We start from the raw sequence: 15149 nt of genomic DNA, 5'->3' as shown, positions 1-15149 counted from the left end.
GTTCCAGACGACTTCACGGGCCCACGGTAAAGGCTCTGGTCTTTGCCGCGCCCCTCTCGCAACACGGCGAAGGCAGGGAAGACCACGACGTGGCCGTACGCTATGTCAGGCCGATCACGTTGCCTTTAGCGTTCAATTCGCATCCGATCGCCGCCTGACGCGTCTCGACGTTGCCGTCACGCACATAATCGATGCTGACCTGAATCGGGGCCGACATCTTAGTCCGGCTTAACCGATGTATGGAACCTGCGCTGCTGACGCCCACACTGATCGCGCCAAATGAGGCGGCGGCCTGCACGACCGCGTCATGGCAGGCGCGAACGACGCTATCCGGGACGCCCGGCAGCACTTCGATTGGATGAACCGCTGGTGGAACAATGCCGCCTTCGGCAGGCTGCAAGGCGAGCGGAAGGTCGAGCGAATGTCCGCCGCCTGCGGGCGGGTCGGCAGTGGCGGCTGGAGTTGACGGTGCTGCCGCCGTTGTAGTGGTGCTGATCCCATCATCGTTCGGCGGCGGATCGTTCGACAACGGGTCGCTAATGTCGCCGACGGGATCGCCGGCAGGTCCTTTGTGCGGGCCGCCGTTGCCGCCTTCGTCATGATTGCCGCCATCGCCTTGATGGTCGCCAGCGTCATGCCCTCCGCCGCGCGGGCCGCCGGCTGCTGGCCCCGCGCAAGCCATCGCGATCGAGCAAGCGAATGCGAAATATGCCAAGCTGGATCGAGGGAATCGACGCACGGGAGCCTCCAAAGTTGCGTCGGCCCGGCCGTCCTTCCGCGACAAGCGGTCAGAACGTCGCAAACCGTCGCTGCCCCCAAGCAATCCGCGACTACGGCGCCCACGGAATAATTAGGGGATGAATCCGGTGTATCAAGAACCTGGCGCGTGGCGATGGCCGGCACCGCTCAAGGATCGCCAGCAGGGCTTGGGCACGATCTGATCATGCCGCCTCCCACTTGCGCGCGGATGAGGCCTGCGCGATTCTGCCGACCATTTTGGGAGGAAATCGTGCGCAATATCCTGGCATCGGCGCTGCTCCTGGCAGCAGCGCTTTCTTCGGGCACCGCCAACGCGCTGGACAGTTCCGGCACACCTGTCGTGGTGACGCCGCTGGCGTCCAAGACGACGACCGCTTCCGGCCAGCCGATCACGCTGCCGCAGAAGAATGTCGATGTTCAGGTTTCAGCCTATCAGATCGCGCCCGGCGCGACGCTCCCGGTCCACAAGCACCCCTTCCCGCGTTACGCCTATGTCGAGGCAGGCACGCTCAAGGTCACCAATGTCGAGACCGGCAGCAGCAACACCTACAAGACCGGCGATTTCATCGTCGAGATGATCGGGCAATGGCACCAGGCCACCAATATTGGCACCGATCCGGTGAAGCTCCTGGTGATCGACCAGGTCGAACAAGGCGCCAAGAATACGATCTTGAAGCAGTAGCCAGGCAACGGCTCGGCTGTCCGCGGTCGGGCGCCGCCCCAAGGCGGACGCCGATCATCCATGTCAGCCCCAGGCGCCCACCGGCTGCCGGGTCGGCGCGTTCAGGCGGTTGAAGGCGTTGATCAGCGCGATCTGGATCACCAGCGCGGCAAGCGCCTTGTCGTCATAGTGGCGAGCTGCCTCGTCCCAGACGTCGTCGGGCACGGCGTCCGAGCGGTCGGCCAATCGCGTCGCGGCCTCCGTCAGCGCCAGGGCGGCGCGCTCCGCGCCGGTGAAGTAGGGCGTTTCCCGCCAAGCGGATACGGCAAAGATCCGCTCGTCCTTCTCGCCGGCCTTCTTGAGCTCGCGCGCGTGCATGTCGACGCAGACGCTGCAAGCGTTGATCTGGCTGGCACGCAGATGGATGAGCTTTCGCGTCACATAAGGCAGCTCGGCGGCCTCGGTCGACTTGTCCAGCGCCAGCAGCGCCTGCAGGGCGCCGGGGATGAGCATCACCGGGTTCTTCAATCTGGCTTCCATAGTCCATCTCCTTTGGACGTGTCTTTACAAGCCCTGGAATGCGCTACATCAGGGTTCAGGTCTGGTTTGCTGTTGCGCGCCTTCGGCAGGCGCAACGCCGGAAATGTCAGCCCTGCCCAGCCGCGACTTGCTCGAGCCGCTCCAGGATGCGTGGCCAACCGCTTCCCATGCCTTTGTAGCCGGGCTCGTCTTGCGGCCTGAAACCGGATTGCTCCATCCGCACCCGCGTGGACGGCCCCTCGGGCGTCAGTGACCAGGTCACAATAGTCTTCAAGCCGCTGTCGGACTCACTTCCGTCGCCCCAGCTGTAGACGAGCAGACGCGGTGGCGAGACCTTCAGCACCACGCAGTTGACCACGCCTGACCAGCCGGGCACCGGCTTCGCGCTGAAAGTGAAATGGTGGCCTTCATTGGGTTCAAAATCGTTCTCCATCAGCCACTCGGCGACCAGGTGCGGAGAGGTCAGCGCGCGCCACACCTTGTCGACCGCGTGCGGAAGGAGCCGCTCGACAAGGATCGATTTGGTCTCGGTTGCCAACGTTCTTTCTCCGATGTCATTCACTGCATCCTCCTTGTCCGGTTTCTCCAACAATGTCTCAAGAGCCAAGACATGCCGCTGCCAGGCTGTTGCAGGGATCTCTGGCCGGGCTCAAAGCTCTCCTTCGCGGATTCGCCCACCCGATCAATAACCTGTCAGCTATGGATTTATTTATAACCATAGAGTTATTGATGTCAACGGTCTTTGGACGCCTGGACGTGACAAATGCTCCAGTGCTGGACCGATCGATGCGCCTTTCGCCGCAATCACCCCAATGCTAGGGCTGCGCTCTCTCTTCAACATGGATGGATGCCGGTGACCGACGCCCCAAAACCCCTGATCGAAATCTGCGTCGAAGGCATTGACGGGCTGCTTGCCGCGCAGGCCGCCGGCGCCGACAGGGTCGAACTCTGCGCCAGCCTCGTGGAAGGCGGCATAACACCGAGCCTCGGCACGGTGCGCGCCGCGCTCGAACGCGCGACCATCCCATTCCATGTCATCGTGCGTCCGCGCGGCGGCGATTTTCTCTATAGCGAGGCCGAATACCGGTCGATGCTCGCCGATGTTGAAGCCCTGCGCGACCTTGGCGTGGCGGGCGTCGTCGTTGGCTGCCTGACCGCCGACGGCGCCATCGACGAGGCGCGCATGAGCGAACTGGTGCGCGCCGCCGGCCCGCTCAACGTCACCTGCCATCGCGCCTTCGACATGACGCGTGATCCGGCCGAGGCACTCGAGGCGCTGATCCGCTGCAAGGTCGGCCGTGTGCTGACCAGCGGCCAGCGCGATACGGCGCTGGAAGGCGTCACCCTGCTGGCGCGGCTCGTTCGCCAGGCCGGCGAACGCATCATCATCCTCGGTTGCGGCGCGCTGGCGCCCGACAACATAGGTGAAGTCGGCAAACGAACCGGGTTGCGAGAAATGCATTTCGCCGCTCTCGCCGACGTGCCGAGCGCCATGCGCTACCGCAATCCGCATGTCGGCATGGGCGGCAACGATCTCGATCGCGAATACCGCAATACGGTGACCGACGAGGCCCTGGTGGCGGCGACGATCGCGGCCGCGAGGGCCTGATGCCGGAACTGACTATGTCGAAGGATAGGCCGCCGATCGAACGCGTCTCACCCGCCGACGAGGCGGCCATTCTCGTTCTCAACAACGAGCATGCCGCCGAATTGTCCTGGCTGGAGCCGGACCGGTTGTCGTTCCTGATCGGACAGGCATTCTACACGCGCCGCATCGGCGCGCTCGAAGCTTTCATCATGTGCTTCGATCAGGACGCCCGCTACGACAGCCCGAATTTTGTGTGGTTCCGCGAGCGCTATCCGCGCTTCGTCTATGTCGACCGGGTGGTGGTCGCCGCCGAAGCGCGCGGCCGCGGCCATGCGCGCCGCCTCTACGAGGATCTGTTCGAGCATGTCCGGCGCGCCGGCCACACGATCGTCACCTGCGAGGTCAATGCCGATCCGCCGAACCCTGCCTCGGATGCCTTCCACGCCGCGCTCGGCTTCGCCGAGGTGGGCGATGCCGTGATCCATGGTGGCAAGAAGTCGGTGCGCTACTACGCCAAACCCGTCACCAGCTAGGGCAATTTCAGGAAACTGCAGTAGCGATTCCGCGAAAAGCTGAACCGCTCTACAGACTTTCACGCGCGAACTCGATGCGCCACCGTCCAAAGCCGGGATCGTCCGCGAAGGGGAAATGCTCTTGCCTCACGACGGTGATTCCGGGCCTGCTGAATATGCCGATCTCGGCTTCGGTCAGCGGCCAAGGCGGACCTGCGTTCATGTCGCAGTCGGGGGACATCGAGGTGGCGATAGCGATCAGCCTGCCGCCCGGAGCGAGGAGGCTCACAACGGCAGCGATCGCCTGGGCGCTTAGTGGGCGCGGCAGAGACTGCACGGTGAGGCACTCGACGACGAGATCGAAGCGGCCGACCCACTGAGCCGGCAGGGCGAGGAGATCGGCCTTGGCATAGTCGACGCTCGAATTGGGAAAACGCCGCCGCACAGCCGAGACAGCGGTGGCGGCAACCTCGAAGGCAGTGGTGTCATAGCCGACAGAGGCGATGAACTCTGAATCCTGGCCGGTGCCAAAACCGACGACGACGGCGCACTTGCCATGGCCATCGCTGCTGGCCACCCATTCGGCAAGCAATGCGTTGGGGGCCGTCCGCTCCCATGGCACCTGTGCCTCGCCGGCTTCCGCGGCGCGATAGAGCTCCTCAAACCAACCGGTCGGATCGTCGTTGGCGAGCGATCGGGCAGCCAATTGACGGGAGACTTCGTCGGGATCAGGCTTGCTCATGCGGGTTCTTGAAGTGCATTGGGGCGAGTAAATCAACTAGGGCATTTTGCAGCCAGATCTAATCGAAACAAAATAGTCGGAGTGAGTTTTTCGATTTCAAAAGAACGGAAAACGCTCCCTGGCAGCGAGAGGCGCTAGCACGATAAAACAGTCGCCGCTAATGTAAGCGGTTTTTCGCCACAAGGGGGGCGACCGTCATGCCGAGCAACGTCTTCCGTTTCGACGAGAGCTGGGACATCCCGGAAGGGACGCCGCAGGAAGTGTGGGACGTTTTGTCCGACGCCGAATTGCTACCGCTCTGGTGGGGCGATGCCTACAAGGAAGTCGAGCCGCTGGACAAAAGAGGCAAGGGCGTCGTCGGATCGCGGGCGAGAGCCAGGGCGCGAGGCGCCCTGCCCTACGAGCTGAACTTCATCATCGAGGCCGCCGAGCTCGAGCCGGGCAGGCTGGTAGTGGTGAAGACCTTCGGCGATTTCGATGGCCTGTGGCGGGCCGAACTGTCGCCGTCCGGAACCGGCACGCATGTGAAGCTCACTTGGCAGGTTATCGTGGAAAGGCCGATCCTCAAACTCCTCGCGCCCCTGCTCAGGCCGGCCTTTGCCTGGAACCACCGCTGGACCACGCCGCGCGGCGAAGCCGGGCTTCGGCGCTATCTCGCCGCGCGCAAGAACGGCAAGGCGGCTTGACCTGGAGCATGATCCCGAAAAGGGAACGATCCCGATTTATCGGATGGACGGGCTCTGCTCACCAGTTGCGGTTGAGCCAGCCGCGGGCGGGTTTTTCGACGATGTAGTAGCTTGCCAGCGCGCAGGCGAAGACCGCGGCCAGCATCGGGATCGGTGTGACGTCCCGATCATAGACGAATTTGTAGAAGGGCTGCTGCCAGAGATAGAGCGAGTAGGACCACAGCCCCAGCATCACCATCGGCCGCGATGACAGCAATCCGGTCAGATAGCCACCGGCGAAGTCGAGCGTGTTGACGGCAAGCGCGAGCAGCGGCACGCCCAGTAGATAATGCACGGGCGTCGGCACCGGATCGAGGAACAGCAGGACCGCGCCCGCGGCCGCCGCCAACGCCACATGCTGGTTCCTGAGGAATGCCGGCAGCCGCCCATCGGCCTTGAGCAGGCAGATCGCCGCCGAAAGCAGGATCGAGGCGATATGCACGTCGGTGCGCCAGTAGCTGGTCTCGTAGTCCATGCCGAGAAGCCAGTAGGAGATGGCGCCGTTGGCCATTGCCAGCAGCGACAATGCCACAAGCAGCCGTACGACAGTGGCGCGCCCTGACACCACCACGCTGATCAGCGCCAGGATGACATAAGAATGCTCCTCGATGGCGAGCGACCAGATATGGTCGAGCGCGCCGGCGCGGTTAACGAGAATGCCGGCATAGTTGTACGTGAAGGTCAGCGCCGTCAGCGCCGCCTTCCATTTGAAGGCGATGAAGGTGCCCGAAAGGCCGATCATGGCGGCAATCACGAACACCAGCAGTGCCGGATAGATGCGCGAGAACCGGCGCTTGAAGAATTTCTTCAGCGGAAAGCGCTCGATGAACAGGATCTCGCCCATCAGCCGGCCGCTGAGCACGAAGAAGAACTCGACGCCCAAGACACCGAGATTGATGCCGGGGATGGGAAAGAAATGGCCGATCAGCACCAGTGCGATCGACAGGCCGCGCCAGCCGTCGAGATAGGCCAGCCTTGTCCGTGCCGCTCTGTCGGCTGCGGCCCGTGGCAGGACACCGGCCGTCGCGGAGATGTCGGTCATACCCGTCCCTTCGCAACTCGAAGCCCCGGCACGGACAGCCGCGCCCGGAACCGCTCCGTCTCCCGCCGCATTTATTTTGCAATGCGGGATAATCTTGTGCAAGTGCGAAGACGTGAATTCTCAGGTAATTCCGGCCAACCAGTTGCGAATACACAGGAAAAAGGGCCGCTACGGCGGCCCCTCCTTTCGTTCAGGACGGGAGTGTTCAGGCGTTGGCCGCGGCCACCGCGCGCTTGGCCATCACTGCGATCAGATTGGCGCGGTAGTCGGCGGAAGCATGGATGTCGCTCATCAAACCCTTGGCGGAGATTTTGACGCCATCGAGCGCCGAGGCGTCGAAATTCTTCGCCAGCGCCGCCTCGATTTCCTTGGGGCGGAAGACGCCGTCGTCGCCGGCGCCGGTCACTGCTGCCCGCACGCCATCCTTGCCCTTGGTCACGAACACCCCGACGATGGCGTAGCGCGATGCCGGGTTGCGGAATTTCTGGTAGGCGGCCTTGGCGGGCGCGGTGAAGGTCACCGCCGTGATGATCTCGCCGTCCTTCAGCGCCGTTTCGAACAGCCCCTTGAAGAATTTGTCGGCGGCGATCTCGCGCTTGTTGGTGACGATGGTCGCTCCCAACGCCAGCAGCGCCGCCGGATAGTCGGCCGCCGGATCGTTGTTGGCGATCGAGCCGCCGATCGTGCCCTTGTAGCGTACCGCCGGATCGCCGATCAGCGAGGCCATATGCGCGAGCGCCGGGCAGGCCTTCTTCAGCTTCTCGTCGGCAGAGACCTCATAATGCGTCGTCGCAGCACCGATGGTGACCGTCTTGCCGGACACCTTGACGCCCTGCAGCTCCTTCAGCCTCGACACGTCGACAAGGTCGGAGGGCGCTGCAAGCCGCGTCTTCATGGCGGGGATCAGCGTCATGCCGCCGGAGAGCAGCTTGGCATCGCCGCTCTTCAACAGCTTGGCGGCGTCGGAGACCGAGGCGGCGCGATGGTAGTTGACCGAGTACATTTGTCTTCCTCCCTTCGGGAAAAAAGCGAATAGGGAGTAGCGAATAGCGAATAGGACCCATCCCTTCGCATCGCGCTTTTCCTCTATTCGCTACTCCCTATTCGCTATTCGCTCTTTCAGTGTTTCTTCGCGCGGATCGCCGACCACACGGTCGACGGCGACGCCGGCATGGCGATATCGACGACGCCGAGCGCGTCTGTGATGGCGTTGATCACCGCCGGCGGCGAGCCGATGGCGCCGGCCTCGCCGCAGCCTTTGACGCCGAGCGGATTGCCGGGACATGGCGTGTTCGAGGTCGAGACCTTGAACGACGGCAGGTCGTCGGCGCGCGGCATCGTGTAGTCCATGTAGCTGGCCGTCAAAAGCTGGCCGCTGGCGTCATAATGCGCTCCTTCGAGCAGCGCCTGGCCGACGCCTTGCGCGATACCGCCATGCACCTGCCCTTCGACGATCATCGGATTGATGATGTTGCCGAAGTCGTCGGCAGCGACGAACTGGACGATTTCCGTCAGGCCGGTTTCCGGATCGATCTCGACCTCGCAAATGTAGCAGCCGGCCGGGAAGGTGAAGTTGGACGGATCGTAGAAGGCCGTTTCCTTCAGGCCCGGCTCCATGCCGGCAGGCAGGTTGTGGGCGGTGTAGGAGGCAAGCGCGACCTGGAACCAGGGTAGGCTCTTGTCGGTGCCGGCGACCTTGACCTCGCCATTCTCGATGACGATGTCGCCTTCATCCGCCTCGAGCAGATGCGCCGCGATCTTCTTGGCCTTGGCCTCGACCTTGTCGAGCGCCTTGGCGACGGCCGACATGCCGACGGCGCCCGAGCGCGACCCGTAAGTACCCATGCCCATCTGCACCTTGTCGGTGTCGCCATGGACGATCGAGACTGAATCGATCGGCACGCCGAAGCGCTGGTTGACCAGCTGCGCGAAGGTCGTCTCGTGGCCCTGGCCATGGCTGTGCGAGCCGGTCAGCACCTCGATCGTGCCGACCGCATTGACGCGCACTTCCGCCGATTCCCACAGACCGACGCCGGCGCCGAGCGAACCGACCGCCGCCGACGGCGCAAGGCCGCAAGCCTCGATGTAGCAGCTCATGCCGATGCCGCGCAGCTTGCCCTGCTTGGCGGCTTCCGCCTTGCGCTTGGCGAAGCCGGCATAGTCGGCAGCCTTCATCGCCGCGTCGAGAGAGGCGCCATAGTCGCCGGCGTCATAGTTCATGATCACCGGCGTCTGGTGCGGGAACGATGTGATGAAGTTCTTGCGCCTCAGTTCCGCCGGCGACACGCCAAGCTCGCGCGCGGCGGTCTCCATCATGCGCTCGAGGACATAGGTGGCCTCCGGCCGCCCTGCCCCGCGATAGGCGTCGACGGGTGCCGTGTTGGTGTAGACGGCGCGCACATTGGCGTGGATCGCCGGAATGTCGTACTGGCCCGACAGCAGCGTGGCATAGAGGTAGGTCGGCACGCAGGACGAGAACAGCGACATGTAGGCGCCGAGATTGGCTATTGTGTCGACCTTGAGGCCGGTGATCCGGTTGTCCTTGTCGAAGGCCATCTCCACCGTCGAGACATGGTCGCGGCCATGCGCGTCGGAGAGGAAGCTTTCGGTGCGGTCGGCGACCCATTTGACTGGAACCCCGGTCTTCTTCGACGCCCAGAGACAGACGATCTCCTCCGGATAGATATAGATCTTGGAGCCGAAGCCGCCGCCGACGTCCGGCGCGATTACTCGAAGCTTGTTTTCCGGTGCGACATTATAGAAGGCGCTCAGCACCAGCCGCGCGACATGCGGGTTCTGTGAGGTCGTCCAGCAGGTATAGTGGTCCTTGGCCTTGTCGTAGTGGCCCAGAGCCGCGCGTGGTTCCATCGCGTTCGGCACCAGCCGGTTATTGACGATCTTCATGCGCGTGACATGGGCGGCCGACTTGATTGCGGCGTCGGTTGCCTTGCCGTCGCCGAGTTCCCAGTCGAAGATGAGATTGTTCTCGGCCTCGGCATGGACCTGCGGCGCGCCCTTTTCGAGCGCCTTGGTCGCCTCGACCACTGCCTTCAGTTCCTTGTAAGTGATTTCGACCGCTTCCGCGGCGTCGCGCGCCTGGCCCTTGGTGTCAGCGATGACGATCACGACGGCGTCGCCGACATAGCGCACCTTGTCGACCGCGAGCGGCGACCAGGCGCCCATCTTCATCGGCGTGCCGTCCTTGGAGTGGATCATCCAGCCACAGATGAGATTGCCGATCCCGTCGGCCTTGAGCTCCTTGCCGGTCAGAACGCCGACGATGCCCGGCATCGCTTGCGCGTTCTTCACGTTGATCTTCTTGATCTCGGCATGCGCGTGCGGGCTTCGCACGAACACGGCATGCTTCATGCCGGGAACCACCATGTCGTCGACATAGCGGCCGCCACCGGTGATGAACCTCTTGTCTTCCTTGCGCGCCACGCGGGCGCCGACACCTTCGATACCCATTAGAAATTCCTCCGGAATTTAGGGGAATAGGGCAGTAGGGGAGTAAGGGAGTAGGGAAATAAGCGCCAAGTTGCTTACTCCCTTACTCCCCTATTCCCTTACTCCCCTATCAAGCTGCCTGCCTGGCCTTGCCCTTCGATCCCTTCGCCATCGCTTGCGATGCGGCGAGGATCGCCTTGACGATGTTGTGGTAGCCGGTGCAGCGGCAGATATTGCCGTCGAGCTCGGCGCGCACCGTGGCCTCGTCGAGGCCTTGCGGGTGGCGGGCGATTATGTCTGTCGCCGCCATGATCATGCCCGGCGTGCAGAAGCCGCATTGCAGACCGTGGTGCTCCTTGAAGGCTGCCTGCACCGGGTGCAGGTCGGCGCCGTTTGCCAGTCCCTCGATCGTCACGACGCTCGAACCCGAGGCCTGCGCCGCGAGCATCGTGCAGGACTTCACAGCCTTGCCGTCGACAAGCACGACGCAGGCCCCGCATTGCGAGGTGTCGCAACCGACATGCGTCCCGGTGAGACCCAGATTCTCCCGCAAGAAATGAACCAGAAGCGTTCGGTCTTCGGCAACGCCGCTGACTCGCTTTCCGTTCACCGTCAACGATATGTCCGACATGAATCCTCCCTAGGTATTACCTTGGTAGTCCCGGCGCGGGTTATTGCCCGGCTGCCCCGGCTATCCGCTATTCCTATACCGTATAATGCACCGGAAGAAGTGCCCCCAAAGCGCCACGCTGCGAGAATGCAGTTCGTCCGAAACTCCGCATATTGTACTTTCGGTCACGCAGCATGAGGCCCGCCCATTGCCAAAATGACGGTTGAAGACAACAATGCCTTTCGACGCAAGCGCGCTGAACGCACACAAAAAAGCGTCGGAGGAAATGCAGGGAGGAAGTCGCTGGCCAGTTCACGGACGCGCTATGCTTGCGGCCTTTCGGCGCTCACCACGGATGAGCCCGACGCGAACGCTTTCGCCCGGATGGTCGCGACGGAGGCCGCGGCCATGGACGCCGGCTTTGCGTTGCTTTTCTTTTCCCAGAGCCTCGTCGATGCGGCCGCCCTGTCGGAAGCACTCAAGACACATGCACCCTCGCTTGACTATGCCGGCTGCTCGACCGCCGGTGAAATCACCCCTCAAGGCCTCGAGGAAGGCCATGTCCTTGCACTGCTGCTTCCTACCGCGTCCTTTTCGACGGCAAGCATCATGGTCGACAACCTCTCTTCGTCGAGCATGGACCGGATTACCGGCGAGGTTGCCGCGCTGAGACGTTCGCTGCGCAACCGTGTCGGACCTGGGCGGGCCAAAGACACTTTCGCGCTCTGCTTTATCGACGGGCTGTCCTATGCCGAGGAAGCGGTGACCTCGGCCATCCACTGGGGGTTGGACGACATTCCGCTGATCGGCGGTTCGGCCGGCGATAACCTGAAATTCGAGACCACCAGTCTGATCTCGAACGGCAAGGTCGCTTCCGACAGCGCCATCGTCGTGCTGATCGCGACCGAGATTCCCTTCCACGTCTTCAAGACCGACAATTTCATTCCCACCGACGAGAAGCTGGTGGTCACTCAATCTGATCCCGACCACCGCATCGTGCGCGAATTCAACGCCACCAACGCTGCGGAGGAATATGCCGCCTCCGTCGGCATCGTGCCGCAGATGCTGACACCCTTAAGCTTTGCCTCGCACCCCGTCGTGGTGAAGGTGGGCGGCGAATATTACTGCCGCTCGATCCAGCGGATGCATGCCGACGGCTCGCTGTCCTTCTTCTGCGCCATCGACGACGGCGTCGTTCTATCCATCGCCCAGCCCAAGAACATGGTCGAAGCGACTCGCGCCGCCTTGCTGGATGTCGAGCGCAAGCTCGGCGGTATCGACATGGTGCTTGGCTTCGACTGCGTGCTGCGCCGGCTCGACGCGCGCAACCGCCAGGTCTTCCGCGATATTTCCGAGCTCTACCGGACCAACAACGTCATCGGCTTCGGCACCTATGGCGAGCAATACCGCTCGATGCATCTCAACCAGACCTTCACCGGCATCGCCTTCGGTGAGCGTCGGGCGGCCGAGTGAACCGCCATGCCGCTTCGCGATATCGACGACCTCGAGAAGCTGAAGAAGATCAACGCCGCTCTCGTCAGCCGCGTCGAACGTTCGATGGACCAGCAGGTCAACGCCTTCTCTTTGTTCCAGACCGCGATCTCGCTGGAGAACCAGGTGCGCACCCGCACCGAGGAGTTGCATACGACGCTGCGCCGGCTCGAGCGGTCGAACATCGAGCTCAGCGCGGCAAAGGAAAATGCCGAGCTGGCGAATCTTTCCAAGACCAGGTTCCTCGCCGCCGCCAGCCACGACGTGCTGCAACCGCTCAACGCCGCGCACCTGTCGGTCTCGGCGCTCGCCGAAGTGCAGACCAGTGCGGAAGGCAAGAAACTGGTGCGGCAGGTCGAGCGCTCGCTGGAGACGATGGAAGACCTGCTGCGCACGCTGCTCGACATCTCCAAGCTCGACGCCGGCGTGGTCCAGCCGGAAATCGTCGACGTCAGCCTGGAGGCGCTGTTTTCCTCGCTGCGCTCGGATTTCCTGCCTGAGGCGCAGAACAAGGGCCTGTCGCTGAAATTCCGGCCGGTCAATGTCGTCGTGCGTTCCGACCGTACGTTGCTGCGCCGTATCCTGCAAAACATCCTCTCTAACGCGCTGCGCTACACCCGCTCCGGCGGCGTGCTGGTCGGCACCAGGCATCGCGGTGACATCATCCGCATCGACGTCGCCGACACCGGCTGCGGCATTCCCGACGACCAGCGCGAGGCGGTGTTCGAGGAGTTCCATCGCGGCATCTCGACCCTGACCGAGGCAGGACTTGCGGGCGGGCTGGGCCTCGGCCTGGCGATCGTGCGCCGCATGGCGGCCGCACTCGGCCACCCCGTCACCTTCTCCTCAAAGGTCGGGCGCGGCACGATCTTCCACATCGACGTGCCGGTCGGCATGAGCGCCGCAGCCGAGCCGGCCGCAGGCGCCGCCGACATGGAGCGGCCGCGCGGCTACGGCCTGTTCGGCACCAAGGTGCTGCTGGTCGAGAACGACACCGACGTGCTGAGCGCCATGACCTCGCTGCTCGAGCGCTGGCAGTGCCTGGTACGTGCCGCTACCTCGACGGACGACGCTCTCGACCTGATCGGCGATACCGACTGGGTGCCCGACATCGTCATCGCCGACCAGCATCTTGACGGTGGCGATCTCGGCACCGCAACCATCGCCGAAGTGCGCGACTATCTCGGTCGCCCCGTGCCGGCGCTGATCGTCACGGCAGACGGCTCGGAGCTCGTCGCCAAGGCCGCCCGCGCCGCCGGCATCGAGCTCATGCGCAAACCTCTGAAGCCCGCGCAGCTGCGCGCGCTGTTGGCGCATCTGCTGGCTTAGAGCAATTCCAGGAAAAGTGTGTAACGGTTTTCCGTCCGGAATTGCGTCAAAACAAAGAGATAGAGCGGTTCGCCGTTTCCGTGAAACGGTGAACCGCTATAGAAACTACGCTCAAAACCCGGTCTGATCCCTGAACAGCTCCGCATTGTCCAGCTTCGATACCTCGATCACCGCCTGCGTGCGGCTGTAGACGTTGAGCTTGCGCAGGATTTCCGAGACGTGCGCCTTGACCGTGGTCTCGCCCACCTGCAGCTCATAGGCGATCTGCTTGTTGAGCATGCCCTGGCGCAGCATTTGCAAAACCCTCAGTTGCTGCGGCGTCAGCGTCGCCAGCCGCTGTACCATGTCGGCGCGGTCGGTGCTGTCGGCGTCCGGCGACTGACCTTCGTAATTTTCCGGCACATAGACCGCGCCGTCCATCACCGAGCGGATGGCGGCGGCGAGATCGCTTTTCCTTGCCGATTTCGGGATGAAACCCGCGGCGCCGTAGGAAAGCGCCTCGGAGATGATCTTGGGTTCCTCATAGCCCGAAACGATCACCACCGGCAGGCGCGGATAACGGGTCCTGAGCTGCAGCAGTCCTTCGAAGCCGTGCACGTCGGGCATGCTCAAGTCGAGAAGCGCCAAGTCGAATGGCTTTGCGTCGGCGAGAAGATCGATCGCTTCGGCGATCGAGCGCGCCTCGACAGTGTCGACATCCGGATACGCCATCTGCACGGCGCTATGCAGCGCCTCGCGAAACAGCGGATGGTCGTCAATGATCAGGAAGCGGGCGCGCTCGTTGACGGCGGTCATTGCACAAGTTCGGGCATTGGTTCGGTTTTGTCGGGCACAGGATAGTCCCGTGACCATGGTCAGCTTATTGGCAAATAGTATATCGCCCAACTACACGGCATTGTCACTGAAACGACAGGGCCAATGTGTTCGAGGTCATAGAGCCTTGCCCGCCCGTCGAAATCGGCCGAAGGTGCGGACGATTCATGCCAACACAGAGGCAGCCCGTGCCAGAATTCGTCCTTCCACCGCCAGCGATTGCTTCGGTTGCCGTCGCCGGCTCGGCGGAGCGGTTTGCCGTGCGCCGCATCTTCTGCGTCGGCCGCAACTACGCGGCGCATGCGCGCGAGCTCGGCAATGACGAGCGCGACCCGCCCTTCTTCTTCACCAAGCCGGCCGACGCGGTGGTCGACAGCGGCGCCGAGATCCCCTACCCGCCTTTGACCGCCAATCTCCACCACGAGATCGAGCTGGTCGTGGCGATCGGCAGGGCTGGGTTTCGTATTGCCCGCGCCGAGGCGCTTGCCCATGTCTGGGGTTACGGCGTCGGCGTCGACTTGACCCGCCGCGACCTGCAGGACCAGGCGAAGAAGGCGGCCCGCCCCTGGGACTGGTCGAAGGCCTTCGACCAGTCCGCGCCCTGCGGTCCCCTGCTTCCGGTGGCGAAGTCGGGCCATCCCGAAAAGGGCCGCATCTGGCTCGCTGTCAACGGTGACGTGAAACAGGACGGCGACCTGGCCGAGTTGATCTGGCCGGTCGCCGATGTCGTCTCGATCTGCAGCGAGGCGGTCGAGCTTCGGCCAGGCGACCTGATCTTCACCGGCACGCCGGCCGGCGTCGGCGAGGTTCGGGCGGGCGACAGGATCACCGGCGGCGTCGACGGCATAGGCGCCATAGAGGTGGCCATCGGCCAGCCGAGACCCTGATCC

16 protein-coding genes are annotated in these 15149 nt (G+C 63.4%); 7 read left to right on the top strand and 9 right to left on the bottom strand.

Translation table 11 applies throughout. The features are described 5' to 3' along the window. Positions 1–100: 100 nt before the first annotated feature. On the bottom strand, positions 101–715 hold the full coding sequence (locus QAZ22_RS17935; RefSeq protein WP_278202087.1) for a hypothetical protein: 615 nt from the start codon (positions 713–715) through the stop codon (positions 101–103). Between the two features lie 294 nt (positions 716–1009). Here QAZ22_RS17935 and QAZ22_RS17930 point away from each other — a divergent pair, with 294 nt between their 5' ends. Next, on the top strand, positions 1010–1441 hold the full coding sequence (locus QAZ22_RS17930) for a cupin domain-containing protein (protein WP_278202085.1): 432 nt from the start codon (positions 1010–1012) through the stop codon (positions 1439–1441). A gap of 63 nt (positions 1442–1504) precedes the next feature. Here the strand turns inward: QAZ22_RS17930 and QAZ22_RS17925 are convergent, their stop codons facing one another. Next, positions 1505–1960 carry a carboxymuconolactone decarboxylase family protein gene (locus QAZ22_RS17925; protein WP_278202084.1) on the bottom strand — a complete coding sequence of 152 codons (456 nt, stop codon included), beginning with the start codon at positions 1958–1960 and terminating at the stop codon, positions 1505–1507. Positions 1961–2066: 106 nt separating this feature from the next. Further along, positions 2067–2522 (bottom strand): SRPBCC domain-containing protein, encoded by a 456-nt coding sequence (locus tag QAZ22_RS17920; RefSeq protein WP_278202083.1) that lies wholly within the window; start codon positions 2520–2522, stop codon positions 2067–2069. Positions 2523–2807: 285 nt separating this feature from the next. Here QAZ22_RS17920 and QAZ22_RS17915 point away from each other — a divergent pair, with 285 nt between their 5' ends. Next, positions 2808–3569 carry a copper homeostasis protein CutC gene (locus QAZ22_RS17915; RefSeq protein WP_278202082.1) on the top strand — a complete coding sequence of 254 codons (762 nt, stop codon included), beginning with the start codon at positions 2808–2810 and terminating at the stop codon, positions 3567–3569. 14 nt (positions 3570–3583) lie between these two features. Next, a complete protein-coding gene (locus tag QAZ22_RS17910; RefSeq protein ID WP_278207874.1) occupies positions 3584–4081 on the top strand; it encodes a GNAT family N-acetyltransferase in 498 nt (165 codons plus the stop codon). A 49-nt stretch (positions 4082–4130) separates the two neighbouring features. Here QAZ22_RS17910 and QAZ22_RS17905 read toward each other — a convergent pair whose 3' ends face one another. Further along, a complete protein-coding gene (locus QAZ22_RS17905) occupies positions 4131–4802 on the bottom strand; it encodes a methyltransferase domain-containing protein (RefSeq protein ID WP_278202081.1) in 672 nt (223 codons plus the stop codon). Between the two features lie 197 nt (positions 4803–4999). Between QAZ22_RS17905 and QAZ22_RS17900 the strand changes: the two genes are divergently transcribed. Then, complete coding sequence (locus QAZ22_RS17900) at positions 5000–5488, top strand: SRPBCC family protein (RefSeq protein WP_278202080.1); 489 nt, start codon at positions 5000–5002, stop codon at positions 5486–5488. 58 nt (positions 5489–5546) lie between these two features. Here QAZ22_RS17900 and QAZ22_RS17895 read toward each other — a convergent pair whose 3' ends face one another. From QAZ22_RS17895 to QAZ22_RS17880, 4 genes are all read right to left on the bottom strand, one after another. After that, positions 5547–6569 (bottom strand): acyltransferase, encoded by a 1023-nt coding sequence (locus QAZ22_RS17895; RefSeq protein WP_278202079.1) that lies wholly within the window; start codon positions 6567–6569, stop codon positions 5547–5549. A 205-nt stretch (positions 6570–6774) separates the two neighbouring features. After that, positions 6775–7572 carry a xanthine dehydrogenase family protein subunit M gene (locus tag QAZ22_RS17890; protein WP_278202078.1) on the bottom strand — a complete coding sequence of 266 codons (798 nt, stop codon included), beginning with the start codon at positions 7570–7572 and terminating at the stop codon, positions 6775–6777. Between the two features lie 116 nt (positions 7573–7688). Further along, positions 7689–10037, bottom strand: coding sequence for a xanthine dehydrogenase family protein molybdopterin-binding subunit (locus QAZ22_RS17885; protein ID WP_278202077.1), 2349 nt, complete (start codon positions 10035–10037; stop codon positions 7689–7691). A gap of 109 nt (positions 10038–10146) precedes the next feature. Further along, the gene (locus tag QAZ22_RS17880) at positions 10147–10647 is read right to left on the bottom strand and encodes a (2Fe-2S)-binding protein (protein WP_278202076.1); all 501 of its coding nucleotides are present in this window, start codon (positions 10645–10647) and stop codon (positions 10147–10149) included. 387 nt (positions 10648–11034) lie between these two features. Between QAZ22_RS17880 and QAZ22_RS17875 the strand changes: the two genes are divergently transcribed. Both QAZ22_RS17875 and QAZ22_RS17870 read left to right on the top strand, forming a co-directional pair. Beyond that, positions 11035–12099 (top strand): FIST signal transduction protein, encoded by a 1065-nt coding sequence (locus QAZ22_RS17875; RefSeq protein ID WP_278202075.1) that lies wholly within the window; start codon positions 11035–11037, stop codon positions 12097–12099. A 6-nt stretch (positions 12100–12105) separates the two neighbouring features. After that, positions 12106–13446: a hybrid sensor histidine kinase/response regulator gene (locus QAZ22_RS17870; protein ID WP_278202074.1), complete on the top strand. Its 1341-nt coding sequence runs from the start codon at positions 12106–12108 to the stop codon at positions 13444–13446. A 111-nt stretch (positions 13447–13557) separates the two neighbouring features. On the opposite strand, the gene QAZ22_RS17865 is transcribed toward QAZ22_RS17870, so the two are convergent. Then, positions 13558–14241, bottom strand: a complete 684-nt coding sequence (locus QAZ22_RS17865; RefSeq protein WP_278202073.1) for a response regulator transcription factor — start codon at positions 14239–14241, stop codon at positions 13558–13560. 206 nt (positions 14242–14447) lie between these two features. On the opposite strand from QAZ22_RS17865, the gene QAZ22_RS17860 reads away from it, so the two are divergent. Beyond that, positions 14448–15146, top strand: a complete 699-nt coding sequence (locus QAZ22_RS17860; protein WP_278202072.1) for a fumarylacetoacetate hydrolase family protein — start codon at positions 14448–14450, stop codon at positions 15144–15146. Positions 15147–15149: the final 3 nt, after the last annotated feature.

The sequence above is a fragment of the Mesorhizobium sp. WSM4906 genome, assembly GCF_029674625.1.
Taxonomy (GTDB): Bacteria; Pseudomonadota; Alphaproteobacteria; order Rhizobiales; family Rhizobiaceae; genus Mesorhizobium.
Note: the sequence above shows the minus strand (reverse complement) of the source record. Positions and strands in the feature narration are given on the sequence as shown.